This is a genomic window from Bacteroides sp. (assembly GCA_036351255.1).
Taxonomy (GTDB): domain Bacteria; phylum Bacteroidota; class Bacteroidia; order Bacteroidales; family UBA7960; genus UBA7960.
Window position 1 is genome coordinate 28,576 of record JAZBOS010000013.1, and the last position, 19,640, is coordinate 48,215.

General features: G+C 47.1%; 18 protein-coding genes. 10 read left to right on the forward strand and 8 right to left on the reverse strand.

Annotated features, from left to right (window positions below; all coding sequences use genetic code 11):
- The first annotated feature begins 51 nt into the window (after positions 1–51).
- The 6 genes from V2I46_00845 (at position 52) to V2I46_00870 (ending at position 6,781) form a co-directional block, all read left to right on the forward strand.
- Positions 52–981 carry a PhnD/SsuA/transferrin family substrate-binding protein gene (locus V2I46_00845; GenBank protein ID MEE4176033.1) on the forward strand — a complete coding sequence of 310 codons (930 nt, stop codon included), beginning with the start codon at positions 52–54 and terminating at the stop codon, positions 979–981.
- Positions 978–2,492, forward strand: coding sequence for an ATP-binding protein (locus tag V2I46_00850; protein MEE4176034.1), 1,515 nt, complete (start codon positions 978–980; stop codon positions 2,490–2,492). Before V2I46_00845 ends, V2I46_00850 begins: the two co-directional genes overlap by 4 nt.
- 44 nt (positions 2,493–2,536) lie before the next feature.
- On the forward strand, positions 2,537–3,892 hold the full coding sequence (locus tag V2I46_00855) for a sigma-54 dependent transcriptional regulator (GenBank protein ID MEE4176035.1): 1,356 nt from the start codon (positions 2,537–2,539) through the stop codon (positions 3,890–3,892).
- 248 nt (positions 3,893–4,140) lie between these two features.
- Complete coding sequence (locus V2I46_00860; protein ID MEE4176036.1) at positions 4,141–4,716, forward strand: YceI family protein; 576 nt, start codon at positions 4,141–4,143, stop codon at positions 4,714–4,716.
- A gap of 41 nt (positions 4,717–4,757) precedes the next feature.
- Positions 4,758–6,104 (forward strand): hypothetical protein, encoded by a 1,347-nt coding sequence (locus V2I46_00865; GenBank protein ID MEE4176037.1) that lies wholly within the window; start codon positions 4,758–4,760, stop codon positions 6,102–6,104.
- Positions 6,105–6,169: 65 nt separating this feature from the next.
- On the forward strand, positions 6,170–6,781 hold the full coding sequence (locus V2I46_00870) for a YceI family protein (GenBank protein ID MEE4176038.1): 612 nt from the start codon (positions 6,170–6,172) through the stop codon (positions 6,779–6,781).
- A 68-nt stretch (positions 6,782–6,849) separates the two neighbouring features.
- On the opposite strand, the gene V2I46_00875 is transcribed toward V2I46_00870, so the two are convergent.
- Complete coding sequence (locus tag V2I46_00875; GenBank protein ID MEE4176039.1) at positions 6,850–7,698, reverse strand: neutral zinc metallopeptidase; 849 nt, start codon at positions 7,696–7,698, stop codon at positions 6,850–6,852.
- A gap of 73 nt (positions 7,699–7,771) precedes the next feature.
- Positions 7,772–8,632 carry an ion transporter gene (locus tag V2I46_00880; GenBank protein ID MEE4176040.1) on the reverse strand — a complete coding sequence of 287 codons (861 nt, stop codon included), beginning with the start codon at positions 8,630–8,632 and terminating at the stop codon, positions 7,772–7,774.
- A 351-nt stretch (positions 8,633–8,983) separates the two neighbouring features.
- On the opposite strand from V2I46_00880, the gene V2I46_00885 reads away from it, so the two are divergent.
- The 4 genes from V2I46_00885 (at position 8,984) to pfkA (ending at position 12,308) form a co-directional block, all read left to right on the forward strand.
- A complete protein-coding gene (locus V2I46_00885) occupies positions 8,984–9,481 on the forward strand; it encodes a DCC1-like thiol-disulfide oxidoreductase family protein (GenBank protein ID MEE4176041.1) in 498 nt (165 codons plus the stop codon).
- Between the two features lie 65 nt (positions 9,482–9,546).
- Positions 9,547–10,248 (forward strand): SGNH/GDSL hydrolase family protein, encoded by a 702-nt coding sequence (locus tag V2I46_00890; protein ID MEE4176042.1) that lies wholly within the window; start codon positions 9,547–9,549, stop codon positions 10,246–10,248.
- Between the two features lie 206 nt (positions 10,249–10,454).
- Entirely contained in the window at positions 10,455–11,270 is an 816-nt protein-coding gene (locus V2I46_00895) for a mechanosensitive ion channel domain-containing protein (GenBank protein ID MEE4176043.1), read from the forward strand.
- A gap of 63 nt (positions 11,271–11,333) precedes the next feature.
- The gene (gene pfkA, locus V2I46_00900; protein ID MEE4176044.1) at positions 11,334–12,308 is read left to right on the forward strand and encodes a 6-phosphofructokinase; all 975 of its coding nucleotides are present in this window, start codon (positions 11,334–11,336) and stop codon (positions 12,306–12,308) included.
- Positions 12,309–12,347: 39 nt separating this feature from the next.
- On the opposite strand, the gene V2I46_00905 is transcribed toward pfkA, so the two are convergent.
- From V2I46_00905 to V2I46_00930, 6 genes are all read right to left on the reverse strand, one after another.
- On the reverse strand, positions 12,348–13,667 hold the full coding sequence (locus tag V2I46_00905) for a DUF2254 domain-containing protein (protein ID MEE4176045.1): 1,320 nt from the start codon (positions 13,665–13,667) through the stop codon (positions 12,348–12,350).
- Between the two features lie 94 nt (positions 13,668–13,761).
- Positions 13,762–15,114 carry a CoA-disulfide reductase gene (locus tag V2I46_00910; protein ID MEE4176046.1) on the reverse strand — a complete coding sequence of 451 codons (1,353 nt, stop codon included), beginning with the start codon at positions 15,112–15,114 and terminating at the stop codon, positions 13,762–13,764.
- A gap of 105 nt (positions 15,115–15,219) precedes the next feature.
- Complete coding sequence (locus V2I46_00915) at positions 15,220–15,786, reverse strand: YeeE/YedE thiosulfate transporter family protein (GenBank protein MEE4176047.1); 567 nt, start codon at positions 15,784–15,786, stop codon at positions 15,220–15,222.
- A 9-nt stretch (positions 15,787–15,795) separates the two neighbouring features.
- Positions 15,796–16,314, reverse strand: coding sequence for a YeeE/YedE thiosulfate transporter family protein (locus tag V2I46_00920; protein ID MEE4176048.1), 519 nt, complete (start codon positions 16,312–16,314; stop codon positions 15,796–15,798).
- 12 nt (positions 16,315–16,326) lie between these two features.
- Positions 16,327–17,781 carry a rhodanese-like domain-containing protein gene (locus V2I46_00925; GenBank protein MEE4176049.1) on the reverse strand — a complete coding sequence of 485 codons (1,455 nt, stop codon included), beginning with the start codon at positions 17,779–17,781 and terminating at the stop codon, positions 16,327–16,329.
- 53 nt (positions 17,782–17,834) lie between these two features.
- Positions 17,835–19,625, reverse strand: a complete 1,791-nt coding sequence (locus tag V2I46_00930) for an SLC13 family permease (protein MEE4176050.1) — start codon at positions 19,623–19,625, stop codon at positions 17,835–17,837.
- Between the last annotated feature and the right edge of the window lie 15 nt (positions 19,626–19,640).

Consider the following 19,640-nt stretch of genomic DNA (forward strand, 5'->3'; position numbering starts at 1 on the left):
TTTTTGTATCTTGAAGTATGAAATTATTTATTTTTGTTTTTTTGTAAACCTATGAAAAACAACACACTGGTGCGACTCCCTTTTCTTTTTCTGTTCTTTGTATTGCTGTTGATCAGCAATTCCTGCCGGAGCCCTCAAACGGAAACCGTTGTGGTTGACTTTTCTGATGTCCTTCCTGAAGTGGAAATGTCGGACTCAAGCCATTCCAGGGCTTCCATCAGGGTGGCCATTGCAACGGTGATTTCTCCGCGAGAGAGTTTTATTTATTATAAGGATCTCTTCGATTATATGGCCGAGCAACTGGGGCTGGATGTTGAGTTTAAACAGCGGATGACCTATGAGGAAGTAAACAGCCTGCTGGCCCAAAACCAGGTTGACATTGCCTTTATTTGCAGCGGCGCATATGTGGTGGCTTCCGATTCAGTCGAATTGCTGGCCGTCCCCCTCCACAATGGTTTGCCTTATTACCAGGGCTATGTTATTACCCGGCAGGATTCGGACATCCGCCGCTTTGAAGATTTTCGGGGCAGGTCTTTCACCTACTCCGATCCCTTGTGTTTTACGGGCAAGCTTTTCATTGATGGTAAACTGGCCGATATGGGTACACATGCCGATGCTTTTTTTGGAAGCATTCTGTATTCTAATTCGCACGACATTTCTATCCAGATGGTCTCGCGTGGCCTGGTGGACGGGGCATCGGTCAATGGATTGATCTTTGACTATCTTTCAGCCTTCCAGCCCAGTCACGTTGAGAACATTCGGGTCATTGAGAAAAGCGGTTATTTTGGCATCCCGCCCATTGTAAACGCCAAAGGAATGCCTGATACGCTGAAGGCTGACATCCAGTCGTTTCTGCAGGAATTGCACCTCAACGAAAAAGGGCGAGGTATTCTGAATCACTTGCAGGTTGACAAATTCATCCTTTCGGGAGATACTTTATATGACGGGGTCCGGGAAGCCAGAAAGCGTTTGATGCAATGAAAAAAGCCCGTATCCCCCTCTTTACCAAGTTTGCCATTGGCATCAGCCTGACCGTGCTGGTGTTTGGGTTGTTCAATGCGCTGATTGTGCGCAATTCAGTGAGCCATGCATTGAATACTGAATTTGAAAAGCGGGGTTATTTCATTGCAAGGGCAGTGGCCGAGCAGGCCGTGTTTTATATCCTTTCCGAAGACCCTGCGGGACTGAACTCACTGATCAATGAGATCAAAGCCATCGACCCGACTATCGATTATGTTTTTATCGTTTCAGAAATGGGCGAGGTGCTTGCCCACTCCTTTCCTGAGCAGGTTCCTGAAGGACTGCTTGAGGCAAATATTCCCGACAGCGCCCTCAGCATTGTTTCCGTTCGTGATCAGGAAGACTCCCACCGGTTTATCCGCGATTTCAGCGTTCCTATCTTAAGCCGCAATGTAGCCTACGTGCGGCTGGGTATTCTTGAAAATGAGATTGTGGATCACGTCAATGAGACCATTACCACGCTGTGGTTTATGGTTGCCCTGTTTCTTTTGCTGGGATTGCTGGCGGCCCTGTTCTTTTCCTACACCATTGCCACACCCCTTAGAGTGCTCAGCAACCAGTCGCAGAACATTGATATCCGGACCATTCAGGATGGCGTTCGAATCATTCGTGAAGCTACCAGCAGCCTGTCGTTCAGGATCAGGCGGATATTCAAAAGCGATGATGAGATTGATATGTTATACAATAATTTTTCAGAGATGCTTCAACGACTGGAGCAAACCCACAATGCGATGAACCAGCTTCAGCAATCGCTCTTGCAGACAGAAAAAATGGCTTCCATAGGTACACTAACTGCTGGTATCGCACACGAAGTCAATAACCCCTTGGCAGGCCTGCGCATTGGCCTGAACAGGATCTCACGCAGACCTGAGGATGCCGAACAAACGGTGAAATACATCGGGATGATGCAGGAATCCCTCAACAAGATGGAACACGTAATTCAGGACCTGCTCACTTTCAGCAGGCGGAGCCCTCATGAATTCGAGGAAGTAAATACCTGTGAGATTCTGCGGAAAATCATTAAGCTGGCAAGCTACCGTATCCGCAGGAACCAGATTGCAATTGACATCGATCCCAGCAATTGTCCGCATAAAATATCGATCGCTGCAAATCGCATGGAACAGGTTTTCCTGAATATCATCATCAATGCGATAGATTCGGTGGTTGAAAGGCAAAAAACCGAACCAGGCCTTAAAGGTAAGATTCAGATCTCAATCATTCCGGAAACGGATGTTACGAGGATTCGTTTCTCAGATAATGGAACCGGGATTGAAAATTCGCTGATTAGTAAAATATTCGACCCGTTTTATACCACCAAGAAAGTGGGAGAGGGGACAGGACTGGGGCTTTCGGTTTCTTACCAGATTGTGAAGGATCATGGGGGAGATATTCTGGTGGAAAGCGAATACGGTGACGGTGCAGTATTTACCGTGGTGCTGCCCAATCATAAGCGTGAGGAAAAGGAGTCATAACAGGATGATTAAATAACTTTGGTCCAATCAAGATTTTTTGAAATATGTTAAAGATATTTGTTGTTGATGATGAAAGGCTGATCAGGGTCACCACGGCCGACGACCTGCGTGATGCAGGTTATTATGTCAGGGAATTTGCTTCAGCGGAAGCTGCTTTACAGAGCATGCGTGAAGAAAATGCCGAGGTTGATATCGTAATTTCTGACCTTAAAATGCCCGGTATGAACGGGATAGAGTTTATCTCGCGCCTGAAAAAACTCAAGCCTGAAGTATATGTGTTGCTTATTACGGCTCACGCAACAATAGATACTGCTGTGGAGGCCATGAAATTGGGCGCTTACGATTACATCTCAAAACCCTTCAATATGGAAGAAATGCTCCTGACTATTGAGCGTATCAGGGAACTGAGATCAGTGAAGGAAGAGAATAAGCAACTCCGCAGCCAGGTGAAGAAAAAGTTTGACCTTTCGACTTTTGTGGGCATTGGAAAGGAAACGCAGAAGGTGTTTGAACTGGTGAAGATCATCACCGATAAAAACACCACGGTGCTGATCACGGGTGAAACTGGGACTGGCAAGGAGTTGCTGACCAACATCATTCATTATAACAGCAACCGCAGCCATAAACCCCTGATAAAAGTCAGTTGTGCCATTCTTTCGCGTGAAATTTTTGAAAGCGAATTGTTTGGCCACGTGAAAGGAGCTTTTACAGGCGCTGAAAGCAATAAAACCGGTCGTTTTGAAATGGCTGACCAGGGCACGCTATACCTCGATGATATTGACGATATTCCCCTTGACTTGCAAGTGAAGCTCCTGCGTGCCCTTGAAGAAGGTGAAATTGAAAGGGTAGGGGGAAGCGAAACCATAAAAATTGACGTGAGGGTCATTGCCAGCACAAAAAAGGACCTGAAGCAAATGGTGGACGAAGGAAAGTTCCGCGAGGACCTTTTTTACCGGCTGAATGTATTTCCCATTAACCTTCCCCCATTGCGCGAAAGGCCGAAGGATGTTGAGCTGCTTGCGAGGTATTTTGTCAGGGAATTTTCGCATGGGGAAGAGATTGAAATTGATGATGATGTCATCGAAATCCTGAAAAATTATGCTTTTCCCGGTAATGTGCGTGAGATGAAAAACCTGATGGAACGTCTGGTGTTGCTGGCACAGGAAGGGGTGATCAATAAAAATATCTTGCCCATAGAGGTTCGCTTTCCCGGGAAACCCCATACTTGCTTCTACTTTGGGAACAAACCCCTCGAGGAGATTATCCGGGAGGTGGAAACCAATGCCATCCGTGATGCCTTGATGCGCTCAGGGGGAAATAAGGCCAAAGCCGCAAGTATCTTGCAGGTGCCGGCCTCAACCCTTAAATCCAGGATTGAAAAACTGAACCTGGAAACCTGATCCATTTGACGAAATATCGTCGAAATCGACGAAATATCGTCGATTTTCTGACCTCCCCAAAAAAGCCCTGAAAAAAAATCAGGGCTTTTCTTGTTGATCTCCAATAATTTATGTATATTCATTAATGAATATGTTTTTTTGGTCTGCTAATTGCTCTTTCAGGGCGGTGGCAAAAAAAAGCCACTGCCGTAACAAAGAGTTTGCGGATGAACATAAAAATAAATGTAAACCATAAAAACTGAATTGTAATGAAAAGAATCATTTTTAGCTTAATGACCCTGTTGATTGTGTTTGTTGCCCTGGCATCCTCACCTTCATCTTTTTCGGCTAAGACGCATGACGTAACAATATCTGGGACTTCCAACCTTCACGACTGGACTGCCAGTGTACCAAGCCTGAACACCAGTGCAGAACTGGTGGTTGCCAATGGTAAACTGGAAGCCATCAATCGTATGGTCGTGGAGATTGACGCTACCACCATTAAAGGTTCGGAAGGCTCGGTAATGGATAGAAAAATTGCTGAGACCCTGAAGGCTGATAAAAACCCGCGAATTGTTTTCCGTATGACCCGTGTGGACGATATTTCACACAACGGAAGCGATTTCACTGTCCGGGCTGCAGGTACCCTTTCGCTTGGTGGGACAAACCGTCCGCTTGATGTAGTGGTACGTGGCAAAGTACTTCCCAATGGTGATGTGCAATTCACCGGCGTGAAGGATATGAAGATGACCACCTGGCAGTTGGAACCCCCAAGGGCCATGCTGGGCGCATTGCGCACTGGTGATGAAGTAACTGTTGATTTCTCTGTTACCCTTAAAAACTAATTCAATTATTCAATCAATCAAAAACCCTTTTTTCTTAACTTATGACTGCAAAAATGAAAAACATCCTTGCTGCCCTCATCCTGGTTATGATGGCTTTTCCCATGTTCGCTAACCAACCTGAGATTGCATTCTTCAGGCAACCTGATCAGCATGGTATCAACGTGTTTGAAGCGCCCAAGGCTGACACGGTTCCCTTTACCGGCCTCAAGGTAAGGGTAGGTGGTAACTTTACCCAGCAAATGCAGATGCTTAGCCATAGCAACGAAGCGAACCCCAACAATGTTCCTTTTGGCAATGGTACGGTCAACCTCAACCAGCTTTATCCGCTATCCAATGGTTTTAACCTTGCCACAGCAAACCTGAACTTTGATATTCAGCTGGAAGACGGTATCCGCGTGAAACTGGAAAATTATATGTCATCGCGCCACCACTCGGAGTTTTGGGTTAAAGGCGGATACATCCAGATGGACAAACTGCCCTTCCTTGGTGATCCCGAATGGTTCTCAAAATATGTCACCGTAAGGATTGGCCACTTTGGCGTGAACTACGGCGATCAGCAGTTCCGCAGGAGCGACAACGGGAATACCTTTTACAATCCCTTTGTTGGCAATTACATCATGGACGCTTTTGCGACTGAGATCGGCGGGGAGGTTTATGTTTTCCCCACGCCTGAACTTTTTGTGATGGCCGGTATGACCGGTGGACTCATTAGCGGTGATGTCAAAGATTATGGTGAAACAAAAAAGAGTCCTTCACTAATGGCCAAAGCAGGTTATGACAGCCAAATCAATGATGACTTGCGTCTGCGTTTATCTGCAAGCCTTTATACCAACCCTGGTACCACGCGCAATACGCTTTACGCTGGTGACCGAACGGGTTCGCGTTATTATATGGTAGCTGAGCCAGAATATTACCGAGACTTCCGGGCAGGTGGCGCCATTACAGCAGCTTCAGCAGCTAATCGCTTCACTTCTGGCCGTATAAGTCCCGACTTTACCAGCGAAGTGACCTCTATTATGATAAATCCCTTTGTAAAATTCAAAGGCCTGGAGTTCTTTGGCACCTTTGAAACTTCAAATGGAAAAACAGGGTCTGAAACCGATACCCGCAATGCTACCCAACTGGCCGGTGAGCTTATTTATCGCTTCCTTGACAACGAGCAGGCTTTTGTAGCTGCACGTTACAATACAGTTGGAGCTGACATTGGTGGTGCCAACGGTGAAGTTTCCATCGACCGCCTCCAGTTTGCTGCAGGCTGGTTCCCCACCAAAAACCTGTTGCTTAAACTGGAATACGTCAACCAGGACTACAAAGATTTCGATGCCGATGATTACCGTCATGGCCTGAACTTTAAAGGCTTGATGGTGGAAGCAGCCATTGCATTTTAAATAAAAAAATAAGCCGGGACTTACCCGAAAGGGGAGTCCCCGGCTTTTCCTAAACGACGGAACCAATGCGCACTTTAATAGCCCTTATGTTTTCTTTGATGGCCTTGCCCCTTCTTGCAGGATCAGGTAACTATTATGCCTATTCCGTTCAAGAAAGAAGCAACATTCGCTTAACGGGAACTACCAATATCAATTCCTATGAGTGCGTATCCGACAGCGACATCCCAAGGGGGAATATGCTGGTTGACCTGCTTCCAGGAAGCAATGCCATTTTCTTTTCTAGTGCCTCCCTTGAACTGAAAGTCACCTCCTTCGATTGTGGCCACCGGGCTATGAATAAAGATTTTCATCAGGCTCTTGGGGGAAAGGAAAGCCCCCACATCGAAATAAGACTGCTGGAAATAAGACCTTTGGCCAGTGTTGAAAGGAAAAATCAGGGAAAGATCAGGGCAGAAGTGGCTATTGTCATCAATGGAAAAACCCGGAATACCGATATAGTGGTTGATTACAAAACCAGCGACTATTTCAGTTATTCCCTTTCAGGTTCAAAAGATCTCAGGATGTCGGATTTCGGCATTGCCCCGCCTTCGCCTGCCTTGGGGCTGGTGAAGGTTAGCGACACCGTAACCATCCATTTTGACCTGATCGTGGAAGCCAGCCTCCTGACTCAAAATTAAGTTTGTTGTTTGATTAAAAAAGCCGGGCATACAATGCCCTGCTTTTTTTGTTTTGTCATCATAAGGCATTAAACAGCTCCCCTTTTAAAGGTATCGCCCTGCGCGAGATCGCCGGTGTCAAAACCACGGCGGAACCAGCTCATACGCTGCTGTGAAGTTCCATGGGTAAAGTCATCGGGAACGATTCTTCCCTGTGTTTTCATTTGAATGGCATCGTCACCAACAGCTCCTGCCGCGCGAAGGGCTTCTTCAAGGTCCCCAGCTTCCAGAATATTAAACATCTTCTGAGCGTGATGGGCCCAGAATCCTGAAAAGAAATCAGCCTGCAGTTCAAGCCTTACGGTCATCGCATTGGCTTCGTTCTTGCTCATTCGCTGTTGTTGCTGGTATACCTCGTCAAGAATACCCAGCAGGTTCTGAACGTGGTGACCTACCTCGTGGGCAATCACGTATGCAATGGCAAAGTCGCCATGTGCTCCGAAACGGTGCTCGAGTACCTCGCAAAAACTCAGGTCAATATATACCTTTTCATCGCCCGGGCAATAGAAAGGCCCACTGGCAGCACTGGCAAAACCGCAGGCCGACTGCACCTGCCCGCTGAACAAAACCAGTTTGGGCGGACGATAGGTCATCCCCATATCCTGGAAAGCCTCTTTCCAGACATCCTCCGTATCAGCAAGCACTACTGATACAAATTCAGCCAGTTCCTGTTCTTCAGCACTGATCTCAATCTGTCCTGAAGCATTGGATGGGTTTACCTGCATCTGTTGCAGCACTTCGGTGGGATCTCCTCCAAGGAAAGCGACCAACAGGACGATAATGATGCCGGTGATGCCTACGCCTCCGGCAATGGTGCCGCCGCTCACGCCACGGCGATCTTCAACGTTTACGCTTCCTCGGCGCCCTTTCCAACGCATAATTTTGCCTCCTGTTTAAATTTAAAGTGGAAGGAGGGCTGATAAGTCCCTAAAACCAAATTATATGGATGAATTAATCCAAACGGCTCCCGCAAATTTTGCAAAAATTTGCATCCTCATCTTTGATGGGCTCGTCACAATATTTGCAGTTTCTCGTATCCTTTTCTTTGTGTGGTGCTGTGCGGGCCATTTCAACAGAAACAATCCCGGTAGGTATGGCTATAATGCTGTAACCCAAAAGCATAATAAAGGTAGAAATAAATTTTCCCAGTGCGGTCATCGGTACAATATCTCCATAACCAACTGTGGTGAGCGTAATCACAGCCCAATAGATACTGACCGGAATGCTGGTAAAGCCATTTTTGGCTCCTTCAACAACGTACATAATGCTACCCAGGAGGATTACCAGGATAAGAATAAAGATCATAAAGATGGAAATTTTCTTCAGGCTTTTTAGAACAGCCATGAGCAGCATGTTACCTGCTCTGACGAAATGATAAAGTTTCAGAATACGGTAAATCCTGAGTAATCGTATGCTTCGAATGACAATAAAGGTCTGAGCACCAGGAAAACCAAAAGCAATATAAGTTGGTATGATGGCCAGAAAGTCGACTATACCCAAAAAACTAAAAATATAATCTTTGGGTTTAGGGGATACGATGATTCGCACGATGTACTCAATGGTGAAAACAATGGTAAAGAACCATTCGAAGTTATAAAGCATTTTGCCATAATTCATTCTGACTGATTCCATGCTTTCAAGCATCACCACGACAATGCTTAAAATAATAAATAACAGCAATATTTCATCAAAAACCCTTCCCCAAAAGGTATCCGACTCGAATATGATTTCCCAGGCTTTTTCTATCCGGGTCTTTTCTTTCCAGGGCTTAGCGGATAATGGTTTGTCTGGATTAATTCTATTTTTTTTCATAAACCAATGATAAATTTTAAATCACCAATCATTTCTGGACCAGGATTCTGTTTTAAATAGGAATTACAAAATCTCCTGGACCACTTTTTTCTGCCAGATGATGAAGAATCCAGATTTGAATAAACAAATTTAGATATTATTAGAATATATGCAAGGTCGCATCATTACTATCGCTTTTTTATGCTAAGAAGAAAAAAAAATGCATAATTGGCCATTCTAAAGTCCAAAAAATGCTTATATTTATTAAAGCTGAAGTTCAAAAAACAATTCTAGTTCAGGGATTGTTATTACTAATTGATAAATCTATTACGATCAATCCTTTCATTAAGAACCCAAAAGGTAGTCAAAATCATGTTCCCCAAAATAATATTCACCAAACTCGATAAGACTCAATATCCACCAAGGGAAAAACCCGTCATGGCCTGGGACGGCAACTGTGGCTTTTGCCATTACTGGGTGCTTCGCTGGAAAAAGTTATCGGGTGATGTCATAGAATACCGTCCTTTTTCAGAAGTAGCCAAGCGGTTTCCCGATATCGAATACAAGTATTTCAAGCAGGCTTTGCGATTTATTGACACCGATGGAAAGATTTACACTGGTCCGGCTGCTGCCTTTCGGAGCTTCCAGTATGGACCAAGGTATCACTGGATATTGAAGCTTTACGAAAATTTCAAACCGGCTGAATGGTTTGCCGACCACTTTTACAGCTTTGTTTCCAGGCGAAGGCCCTTGATGTACAAGATCACCGTACGCTTATGGGGGAAAAATCCCATCCGCCAGAAAAACTACTGGGCGTTTTATTTAGGTGGGCTGACGGCTTTAGTAGCGGGGCTAATTATTCTAGGTTAATTTTAGCTGTTAGTTTATTTTCAATGTAAATCAATTTGTTTTCTTATTCAATTCTTTTTAAATGCATGAACAAGAAATTACTAATTTTTCTGACTTTGCTGATTTTTTTAGTTTGGAGTTGCGAGTCCAGTGAGCTAAATCCTGGGGATTTGGCCCCCATGACATATTCTTATCTTGCCCTTGGCGATTCATACACAATAGGACAGGGTGTTGAAGAGCAGGATCGTTATCCAGATCAGCTAAGAGACACCCTTGGGAAAGCGGGTCTGCCAATCGACGAAATGCTGATTATCGCCCGTACTGGCTGGACAACCGATGAACTTTCAATCGGAATTGATAATGCAACGGTCCATCCTCCTTATGATCTGGTTACACTTTTAATTGGTGTGAACAATCAGTATCGGGGGCGCAGTCTTGAAAATTACCGCGAAGAATTTTCTGTCTTGCTGATCAGGGCGATTGGTTTTGCCGGAGGTGATCCCGAAAAGGTAGTTGTTCTGTCTATCCCTGATTGGGGTGTTACTCCCTTTGCGCAAGGGCGTGACAGGGAAAAAATTGCCCGTGAAATTGATGCTTTTAACGCTATAAAACTCGACGAAAGCCAAAAAGCTGGCGTATCCTACATTGATGTGACCGAGATTTCCCGCCTTGCATTAGACAGGCCTGAACTCTTGGCTCCCGATGGACTGCACCCCTCTGAAATTATGTACAGCCTTTGGGTAGAAGAGTTGTCCCCTTTGGCTTTTCAAATTCTGAAGAATCATTAATTTTTTCCCAGACAGTCTGAAAAATTATTTTATATAGTAAGTATTGGTTGAATCTTCAACTTCCAGTTCCTGCATTTTGGACTTGGTATTTGGCAAATGCGAAATGAATTTAAATAGAAATTAGATACCTTTATAAATTTCAATTCAGTCAAAATGAACCTGGGAAGCCTTTCTTCTTTTTGAAAAACATTTTAAAGGAGATTCTGATGAATACTTTCCTTGAAGACTTAAGGCAAGAAATAATCCAGTATTACGACGGTCTTGTTGCCATTACGCCCAAATTATTAATTGCCCTATTTGTACTCCTGGTGACTTGGTTTTTGGCCCGGCAGATCCGCAACTTTTCCGATCGCAAGCTCAGGAGGGAAATGGAAGACCCCTTGCTTGCAGCATTTTTGGCGACCTTTTTCCGCACCATCATCCTGATCATCGGATTTCTGATTGTCTTGCGCATCCTTGGCTTTGGAGGCTTCCTGACCAGCATGCTGGCCGGGGCCGGCATCACAGCTTTCATCATAGGGTTTGCATTGCGCGATATTGGCGAGAATTTCCTGGCTGGTATTATTATGGCATTTAAACGACCTTTCAGGGTAGGTGATTATGTTGAATCAGGGTCCATCCGTGGGGTGGTGGTTGGCTTGAACATCCGCGATACACGGCTTAAAACCCCCGATGGAAAGGATGTGTACATCCCCAATGCGATGATTATCAAAAACCCACTGATAAACTTTACCATTGACGGATTTTTGCGTTTTGATTTTATTATAACGCTTCCAGCAAAAAGTGATTATGAAAAGCAGCTGGCCCTGATCGAAGAAACCGTGAATAAGGTTAAAGGGGTCTTGAAAGAAAGAAAGAAAACCATTGTAAGCGTCTCATCCGTTTATCCTTACAAGGTGGAGGTAAACGTGAGCTACTGGATCGATACCTTTTCAGATGAAATTAGTTCTGAGATAATCCGCTCAGAAGTAATGCTCTCCGTTCAAAATGCACTGGAGAAATACCAGGAAACCTTGCCCTGAATAAGGTGAGGATGAAGCCTAGGAGATTTTGTAAAAACCTATAGAAAAAATTAACAATAGCTGATGGAAAACTTCAAAAGAATTGCTGTTCTAACTTCCGGTGGCGATGCCCCCGGGATGAACGCTGCCATCCGTGCCGTAGTGCGTGCAGGGATAAAGAATGGTCTGGAAGTTTATGGCGTCAGGCGCGGATATGATGGCCTGATCAATGATGACATCATCAAACTGGATTCCAGTGCTGTTAGTAATATTATCCAAACTGGGGGAACCATTCTGAAAACGGCCCGTTGCCATGAGTTTCATAAGAAGGAAGGAAGAGCTAAAGCTTTTGAGAGCTTAAAGAAGCGTCATATTGAGGGGCTTATTGTCATCGGTGGTGACGGTTCTTTTGCGGGTGCAAGCCTGCTTTCACGCGAGCACAACTTTCCCGTGATCGGGATACCGGGGACCATTGACAATGACCTTTACGGCACAGATTACACCATTGGCTATGATACCGCCCTTAACAATGTAGTATCTGCTGTTGATAAGATCCGCGACACAGCCAGCTCGCACAACCGCATCTTCTTTGTGGAAGTGATGGGCCGTGAAGCAGGCTTCATTGCCCTTCGCAGCGGCATTGCTTGCGGTGCCGAGGCCATACTCATACCAGAGGTTAACGGGCAGCTGGAAAAGCTAATGGAACTGATGGAAACCCGTGTGAAGCAAAAACGATCGAGCATCATTATGGTTGCCGAAGGCGAAAGGGAAGGGAATATCTTCGACTTTGCCAAAATGGTGGAAAAGAGATTTAAGGATCAGGACGTAAGAGTTTCTATCCTTGGCCATATGCAGCGGGGAGGCAGTCCCACGGCTTTCGACAGAGTCACCGCCAGCAGGCTGGGGGTAGCTGCCGTTGATGCTTTGTTGAACGATCAGCGCAGCATCATGGTGGGCATTTCCAACAACGACATTACCCATGTCCCTCTGAACCAAACCATTAAGCTGAACAAGACCATTAATCAAGGCTTACTCGAGATTGTAGAAGTGCTGATTTAAGTAAGCCTGGTCCTGAAAAAAAGACAGCTTTCCTTGGTTTTATTCTTTGCTGATCTTGTGAAAGCGTTCCTTTAAGTCCTTCAGGTCGTTATCGTTATAATGGGCTTCTTTGCCAGCATCTAAAACCATTTCTGCATGCCGGCTTATGCTTTGACGATGTACAGGATCTTTTGCAAACTCATTAATCGTCACCAGGGCTTCCATCAACCTGATGGTTACTGAAGGGCTACTTTTACCAAATTGCCGTATTTGATTAAAAGCCGCATCCATAATCCCGGAAAACCTGATGGGGTCAACCTTAAGGCGCAGGTGTCCTTCCTCATCATAACGCCAAGCAGAAGGAAATTTTGCCCGGGTGAGGTAACATATGCTTGCCTTTAATTTGTCAATGCATGTGATGGCGGTGAAGGGATCATTCACCCCTGGAGAAAGGGCACGCGATGCAATCTCAACCAATTGATGGATGGCAAACTCCGCATCCTGAACGGGGGTCCTGACCCGTCCAAAGACAAAAGTTTCACGGATTCGCCCTTTGACTTCTTTGGTGCATGTTTCTTTTGAAAAAACCTCTGCGATGGTTTCGTTTTCCACCAAAAAATCTCCAGGTCGGTGTTTGAGACTGATGATAAGTGACTGGTTGTTTGCCACCGACATCAATCCCTCGTTATCAATGGCCTGCAGATATCCGTTACGGGTTGAACTCACCTTAACAGAGAAGGGATGGGTGATTAAAAGATTCTGGAAAAGCCTTTCACTTTTCACCGCTTCATCAGGCTCTTCGCCAAGTCCTTCAGGGAAGAGCTTCTTAAGGCTTTTCTCCAGGTTTTTGTTTACGTCGGAGATGACGTGGTCGGCCTGTATGCTGATCGATATATGGTGAATGAATATAATAAGCAGGAAAATATTGGCTATGGCAAGAATCATCGCTACCATCACCGACAGGTTGGGCACAAGGCCGGTGTCCAGATCCGATTTAACAGTTTTCAACACCAGCAGGCAATAAAGGAAAGTAGCCACATAGGTCCCCAGCACCAACTGGTTGAGGCGGTCGTACATGAAATTTCTCAGCAGCCTGGCTCCAAATTGCGAAGAAGCCAGCGTCAGGGCTACCAGTGTAATGGAAAATACTGTCCCGGCCACTCCCAGCATCGCCCCCGCTATGGTTGTCAGCACCTGACGGGCCGATTCGGCACCTCCTGAAAGGAAATGCCTGAAGAAGCCTTTCGGCTCTATGGTTAGGGTGGTATCAAGCCGGATAAATAAAAAGGCCAGACCAATTGTGACCAAAATAACCACCAAAGGAAGAAACCAGAAACTGGTTCTAACCATTTCCAGGAAATACTTGAGCTTTGCTTTCATTGGGTCCCACTTTTTAATGCCTTAAATCATTTGCAAACAATACTTTCTCAAAGGGATTGATCAGGAGATAACGCCTTAAAAACTCCGATAATATTTAAACAAGTCGCCTGGCAGCCGTTTGAACCGGATCCCAGACAGGGGAGAAGGGTGGGGCATAGGCCAGGTCAAGATCCAATAGTTGCTGTGGCGTCATCCCCGAGGTAATGGCGGCCGCCAGGGTGTCAATGCGTTTACCTGATCCGGCTTTCCCGACGATCTGCCCACCCAGAAGCTTGCCGCTTTCTCTATCCACCAGGAGTTTAACGGTAATCTTTCCTGTTTCTGGATAATAAGCTGATCGGGTATAGGTGTCCACTTTTGTTACCCGATATTCAATTCCCATTTCTTTGGCTTCCTTTTCCGAAAGTCCCGTGCGGGCGATTTCAAGATTCCGGAATTTGGTGATGGCCGTTCCAAGTACCCCCGGGAATTCGGCATCCCCGTCGGTCAGGTTGATGCCAGCCACCAGCCCATGCTTATTGGCCACAGTTCCCAGCGCAATATGGGTTTCTTCCTTTTTTACCAAGTGAAAGGAAGTGGCACAATCGCCAGCAGCCCATATGTCTTCTGCTGAGGTCTGCATCTTTTTGTTTACGCGGATGGCGCCATTGACACCCAAAGCAATGCCTGCCTTCCAAGCCAGACCGGTGTTGGGCCTGATGCCTAAACCCAGAATTACCAGGTCGGCATCCAGCCTATTTTTTTCTGTCACCACCCGGGCAAGGGTTCCTTTTTCATTTATTTCAATTTTCTGAAGCTTCTCTCCTAGGAAAAGGGTTACCCCCTCAGCCTGCATATAATCTGAAAGAATCTCGGCCATATCAGGGTCCAGGGTGCTCATCACCTGGGATGCCATATCCAGCATCGACACCTCCAGCCCCCGTTCCAAAAAGGCTTCAGCCATTTCAATGCCAATGTAACCTCCGCCAACAATCATTGCTTTCCGTGGTTTTTCCTCTTCAAGGAATCGAAAAACATCCATCCCGCTTTGCAGGCTCGACAAGGCAAAGACCCCTTTGGAACGGATACCCGGAAGATCAGGCAGCAGGGGAGAGGCCCCGGTAGCGATAAGCAGGGAGTCGTAGCATTCCCTGAATACCTCATCCTTTTCAAGGTTTCTGACTTCCACCCACTTTTCGTGCGGGTCAATGGCAATGACCTCATGCCGGATCCGCACGTCAATATTCTGCTTCTCACGGAATACTTCTGGCTTGCGAGCAATCAAATCTTCGTGCGAGTCAAGCATCCCTGCTATATAATAGGGCATTCCACAGGCAGCATAAGAGGTGTGCTCCCCTTTTTCAAACACCACAATTTCCCGCTCAGGCTGTATACGCCTCACCTTAGAAGCTGCACTCATTCCTGCTGCATCCCCACCAATGACTACCAGTTTACCATTTTTATCCATAATGACTTCCTTGATTTTTTATAAGGAATTCACTTACTGATTTCCTTATCCTGAACCATCCTCAGGGGTATTTCAATTTCTTTTCAAAGTAAGCAAAAGAAACTTTTATAGCCCGTTACGCTCCATCCACACCAATATCAGCACAATGATCGTGGCCGCTGGGATGACCACCGCCCAATCGTTCACCTTAAAAAGCCCGGGAAAAGTGATGTCACCGAAGTGTCCCTTTTTCAGGATGCCATCCCTGACTTTATGATAGATGGCGGCAAAGAGGCCAGCACCTATCCATATCCCCGCCAAGCCACCCACCAGGGCATCCAGATAACCGTTTCCGATGGCTCCGGCGATGGTGCCAGGGCAATAGCCCAAAACCCCGAAACCGACGCCGAAGATCAGACCCCCAATCACATTGATACCGAGAGAACCCGATTTGGGTGAAAGCTTTACCCACCTAAGGGATTTCATCAGGTAAATTCCCAGCATCCCGGTAACGATTGCCGAAAGCATCACCTTCAAAACAGTATTGTCGGTGAGCAGAAGCTGTCCAACGATCACATCGTACTTGGTCACCCCTCCCTTATGGAGGAGGAAGCCGAACAGGATGCCGAAGCCCAGGCCCCAAATCAGCGGCGCTTTTTCTCCTGCTTTTGCAAAAGCTGTTTTCTTTTCCATCTGTCCCTCCTATGCGATGATGTGATACAAAAGCCAGGCAGCAAATATTCCGCCGATAAAAAAGCAGATGGCCGATATCCAGCTTGACACCGCCAATTGCAGGGTCCCGCTGATGCCATGACCACTCGTACAACCGCTTCCCCAGCGGGCACCAAACCCCAGGAAAACACCCCCTAGAAGGGCTATGGCAAGCCGCAGGAGACGACTTGCCCCAAAAGCTGACTCCCATAGAGAGGGGATCCATTGTCCTCTAAAATCGCCTGAAAACAGCGCAGAAATGAATGCACCGATGGCAATACCCAGCACCAGCATCCACTGCCATTCAACCCGGGGTTTGGTCTTTTGGTAATAGGGCTTATCATGGACCTTATCACCCCGAAAGAGTTTCTCTATCATCCCGCTGGTGCGGGCAAAGGAAGTGGAACTGGCCAGGGGCTTCCCGGAAATGAGAAAGGTTAGCCAGCTTAATACACCGATGCCAATGCCTACAGCATAGGGTGACCATCGTACTTCGTTAATTATTTCCATGCGTTTTTGGTTTTAGTCCTGTAAATCCCAATGCTTTTTTACTTCCGTTACCTTGGAAAAGAATCTGGAACCGTGGGGATTTGAGCAAACCTTACATTGCTTGCTGAATCCTGCTGCACCGTAACCGGTCATACCTCCCGCCAGATTATGGATATTTGAAAAGCCATGTTGCTCCAGAATGCTGGTAGCCAGACTGGAACGGTTCCCTGAACTGCATACCACGACCGTAAGTTTGTTTTTATCCAATTCGTGGTGGCGTTCCCTGAGGTCTGCCACAGGAATGTTGATGGCCCCCTCAATGTGGCTGTCTTCAAATTCGGCAGGAGCCCGCACATCCAGCAATACAAAGTTCTCATGTCCTGTCACCATATCGTGCAGATGTCCTGTCGATATCAGGCGGATATGACGAGCGGGAAAACCGTTGACAGCCCAAGCCACCATACCGCCGTCAAGGTATCCCACGATGGTGTCCACACCCACGCGGCGCGCCCAGAGGTTGGCTTCCATGGCTTTCTCATAGTCGTCGGCCACCAACAGGAATTTCTTGTCGGTGGGCAACACCCAGCCTGCAAAAGTGGGGAAGTTTCCGTTCAGATCCAGATGCCAGGCTCCTTCAATGTGCTGGCTGCCGAAGGCGTGATAGGTACGTGCGTCAAGCACTTGGTAGCCGCCTTCCTGCGTTCTTTTTTTGAAGGTATCCGCGTTGAGTTCCTCCATGACGGGGAGCTCCGGCACACGTGCAGGCCCTTTGCGGTTGATGTCGCTGCAGCGGCTGAAATGGTCGGGGGCTGGCGGCATATCCTCTGTCAGCGATTTAATAAATGCTGCCTTGTCTTCAATTTGAAGGGCGGGATTGTACTTACGCTCATAGCCTATGGTGCTGCGTCGTTTGGCGCCCATGGCCCTGCCGCAAAGCGAGCCAGCCCCGTGGGCCGGATAGACTTCGCAATGGTCGGGTAACTTCATCAGTTTGTCGTGCAGGCTGTGGTAAAGCTTGCCGGCCAATTCCTGTGCCATGTCGGGAAAGAGGTCGGGACGCCCCACGTCGCCAACAAATAGCGTATCCCCAACAAAAACACCTACCGGTTCCCCTCCGCGCGATGTGTCAGTGACTACATAACAGACGTGCTCGGGGGTATGCCCGGGTGTTTCCATTACGGTTAATACCATATCCTCGATCTCCACCGTGTCACCTTCCGCCAGGGGAACGTGCTCAAATGTGCAGTTGGCCGATTTGGGTGCATAAATTTTTGCCCCGGTCTTTTTTGCCAGGTCCATATGCCCCGAAATAAAATCGGCGTGCAGGTGCGTCTGGAAGATATGGGTGATGTCAACGCCCAGGGCACGAGCCTCTCGAATATATTCTTCCACGTCGCGCTCAGGATCAATGACCGCGCATACTTCGTTCCCAGCCAGCAGATAAGAGCTGTGGGCAATCTTGCCAATGAAAATTTGTTTTAGCAGCATGGGTTTCCTTTTTTGGGGTGAAAAAGATTTTGTTTATTGAATGATGGTTCTTTTTATAGCAAAAACAGGTAAAAATAACTGATCACCACCCCCAGGAATATCAGGGTCATTCCGCTTCCCGCCCTGATGTAGTCCTTGTTTTTATATCCCCCAGGGATCATTAGCAAGGCGTTCACCTGGTGGGTGGGCAACACGAAGGAGTTGGCAGCGCAAACGGCCGCCATCAGGGTGAGTGGCCGGGGATCGAGGCCTTCCATGGTGGCCATGCTTATCACCAGTGGGGCTAGTACCACAATGGCCCCCACATTCGTCATGAAAAGGGAGAAAAGCGTGGAAAGCAATGCCACGGTAAGCAGGAAAAACAAAGGATGTAAGCCACTGACCAGATGCATGATTTGCATGGCCAGGTACTCGGCAGTGCCCGTCTTTTGCATCGCCAGCCCCAGGGGGATCAGGCCTGCCAACAAGAATACCACTTTCCATTCAATGGCCCTATATGCCTGCTCCATGCTTAATACTCTCGTCAGTACCATGGCCAGGGCACCAGTTAAAAATGCCATAGATAGTGAAAAACCCGTCAGGGCAAGGAAGATGGCAAAAACAAAACATCCCAGGGCGATCCAGGATTTCGATTGTTCTTTTTCCTCCTTTTGGAATGAGGTAATCACAACAAAGTCAACCCCTGCTTTCAGTTCAGCGATCTTTTCCCACAGGCCAAAAACGATCAGGGTGTCACCCGGCCTGATCTCCTGATCGGAGAAGTCGCCCCTGATTTCTTCTCCCTTGCTGAACAGCATCACCGGTTCCACAGCAAAGCGTTTGCGCAGGGAGAATTCACGGATGCTCTTGCTTGCAATGGCTGAGCGTGGGGGTACGATGACCTCGGCAAAACCCGATTCTATTGGGTCGTGCAAAGAGGCAAACTGCCCGTCACCAGAAATCAGTTCCAGATGATTGTCGTTTGCAAAAGCCTTCACTTGTTCTTCTTTGCCCAGTAAAGCCAGTTCCTGTCCTGCTTCAAAACACGTCTCCCGCCATGGTGCATATTCCACCTCTTGGGCCCGCGAAATCCCCAGGATATTGATCCCGTAACGATCCCAAATGTCAATTTCATCAGGCGTTTTTTTGGATAAAGGGCATGACTCCGGAACGGCATAGTGCCAGATGTTATGAGGCAACTGTAAGGCTTCAATGAGTTTTTCCTGTTCCGTCTTTTTCTTTTCTCCTGCTGGGGAATTGGGTAATACCTTGCTTCCAAACAGAAAGAAAAAAGCAATGCCCGAAAATAACAGCAGCAAACCAACAGGGGTAACGCTGAGCAGACCATAGGACTCCAGTCCGGCATTTTTCAGCAGGTCGTTGATAAGGATCAGGGGTCCGCTGCCCACCATACTCAGGGTTCCTCCAAGAATGGCCGCAAAGCCAATGGGCATGATCAAAGCTGAAGAAGGGATCTTTGTCCGGCGCGAAATGCCTAAAATGCCGGGTAGAAACAAGGCTGCTGCGCCAATATTCTGTATGAAGCCTGACAAACCGCCCACAGAAAGCGACATCAGGCCAATGATCTTTTTTCTGCTGCTGCCTGCCTTGCTCAGCACAAAGCGGGAGAAGCGGTCCATGATGCCGGTGCGTGCAATCCCGTGACCCATGATCATGACGGCCATCATGGCGGCCACAGCATTGCTCGAAAATCCTGAAAGCATTTCGGCGGGCTCCAGCACTCCTGACCAACCCAAAAAGAGCATGCTGATCAGTGCAGCCACATCGATGCGTATCAGCTCGAAAACCAGCAGAATAACCGTAATGCACAAAATGACCAGTACGGTCAGTATCTCAGCTCCCATCACTTATCCTCTCTC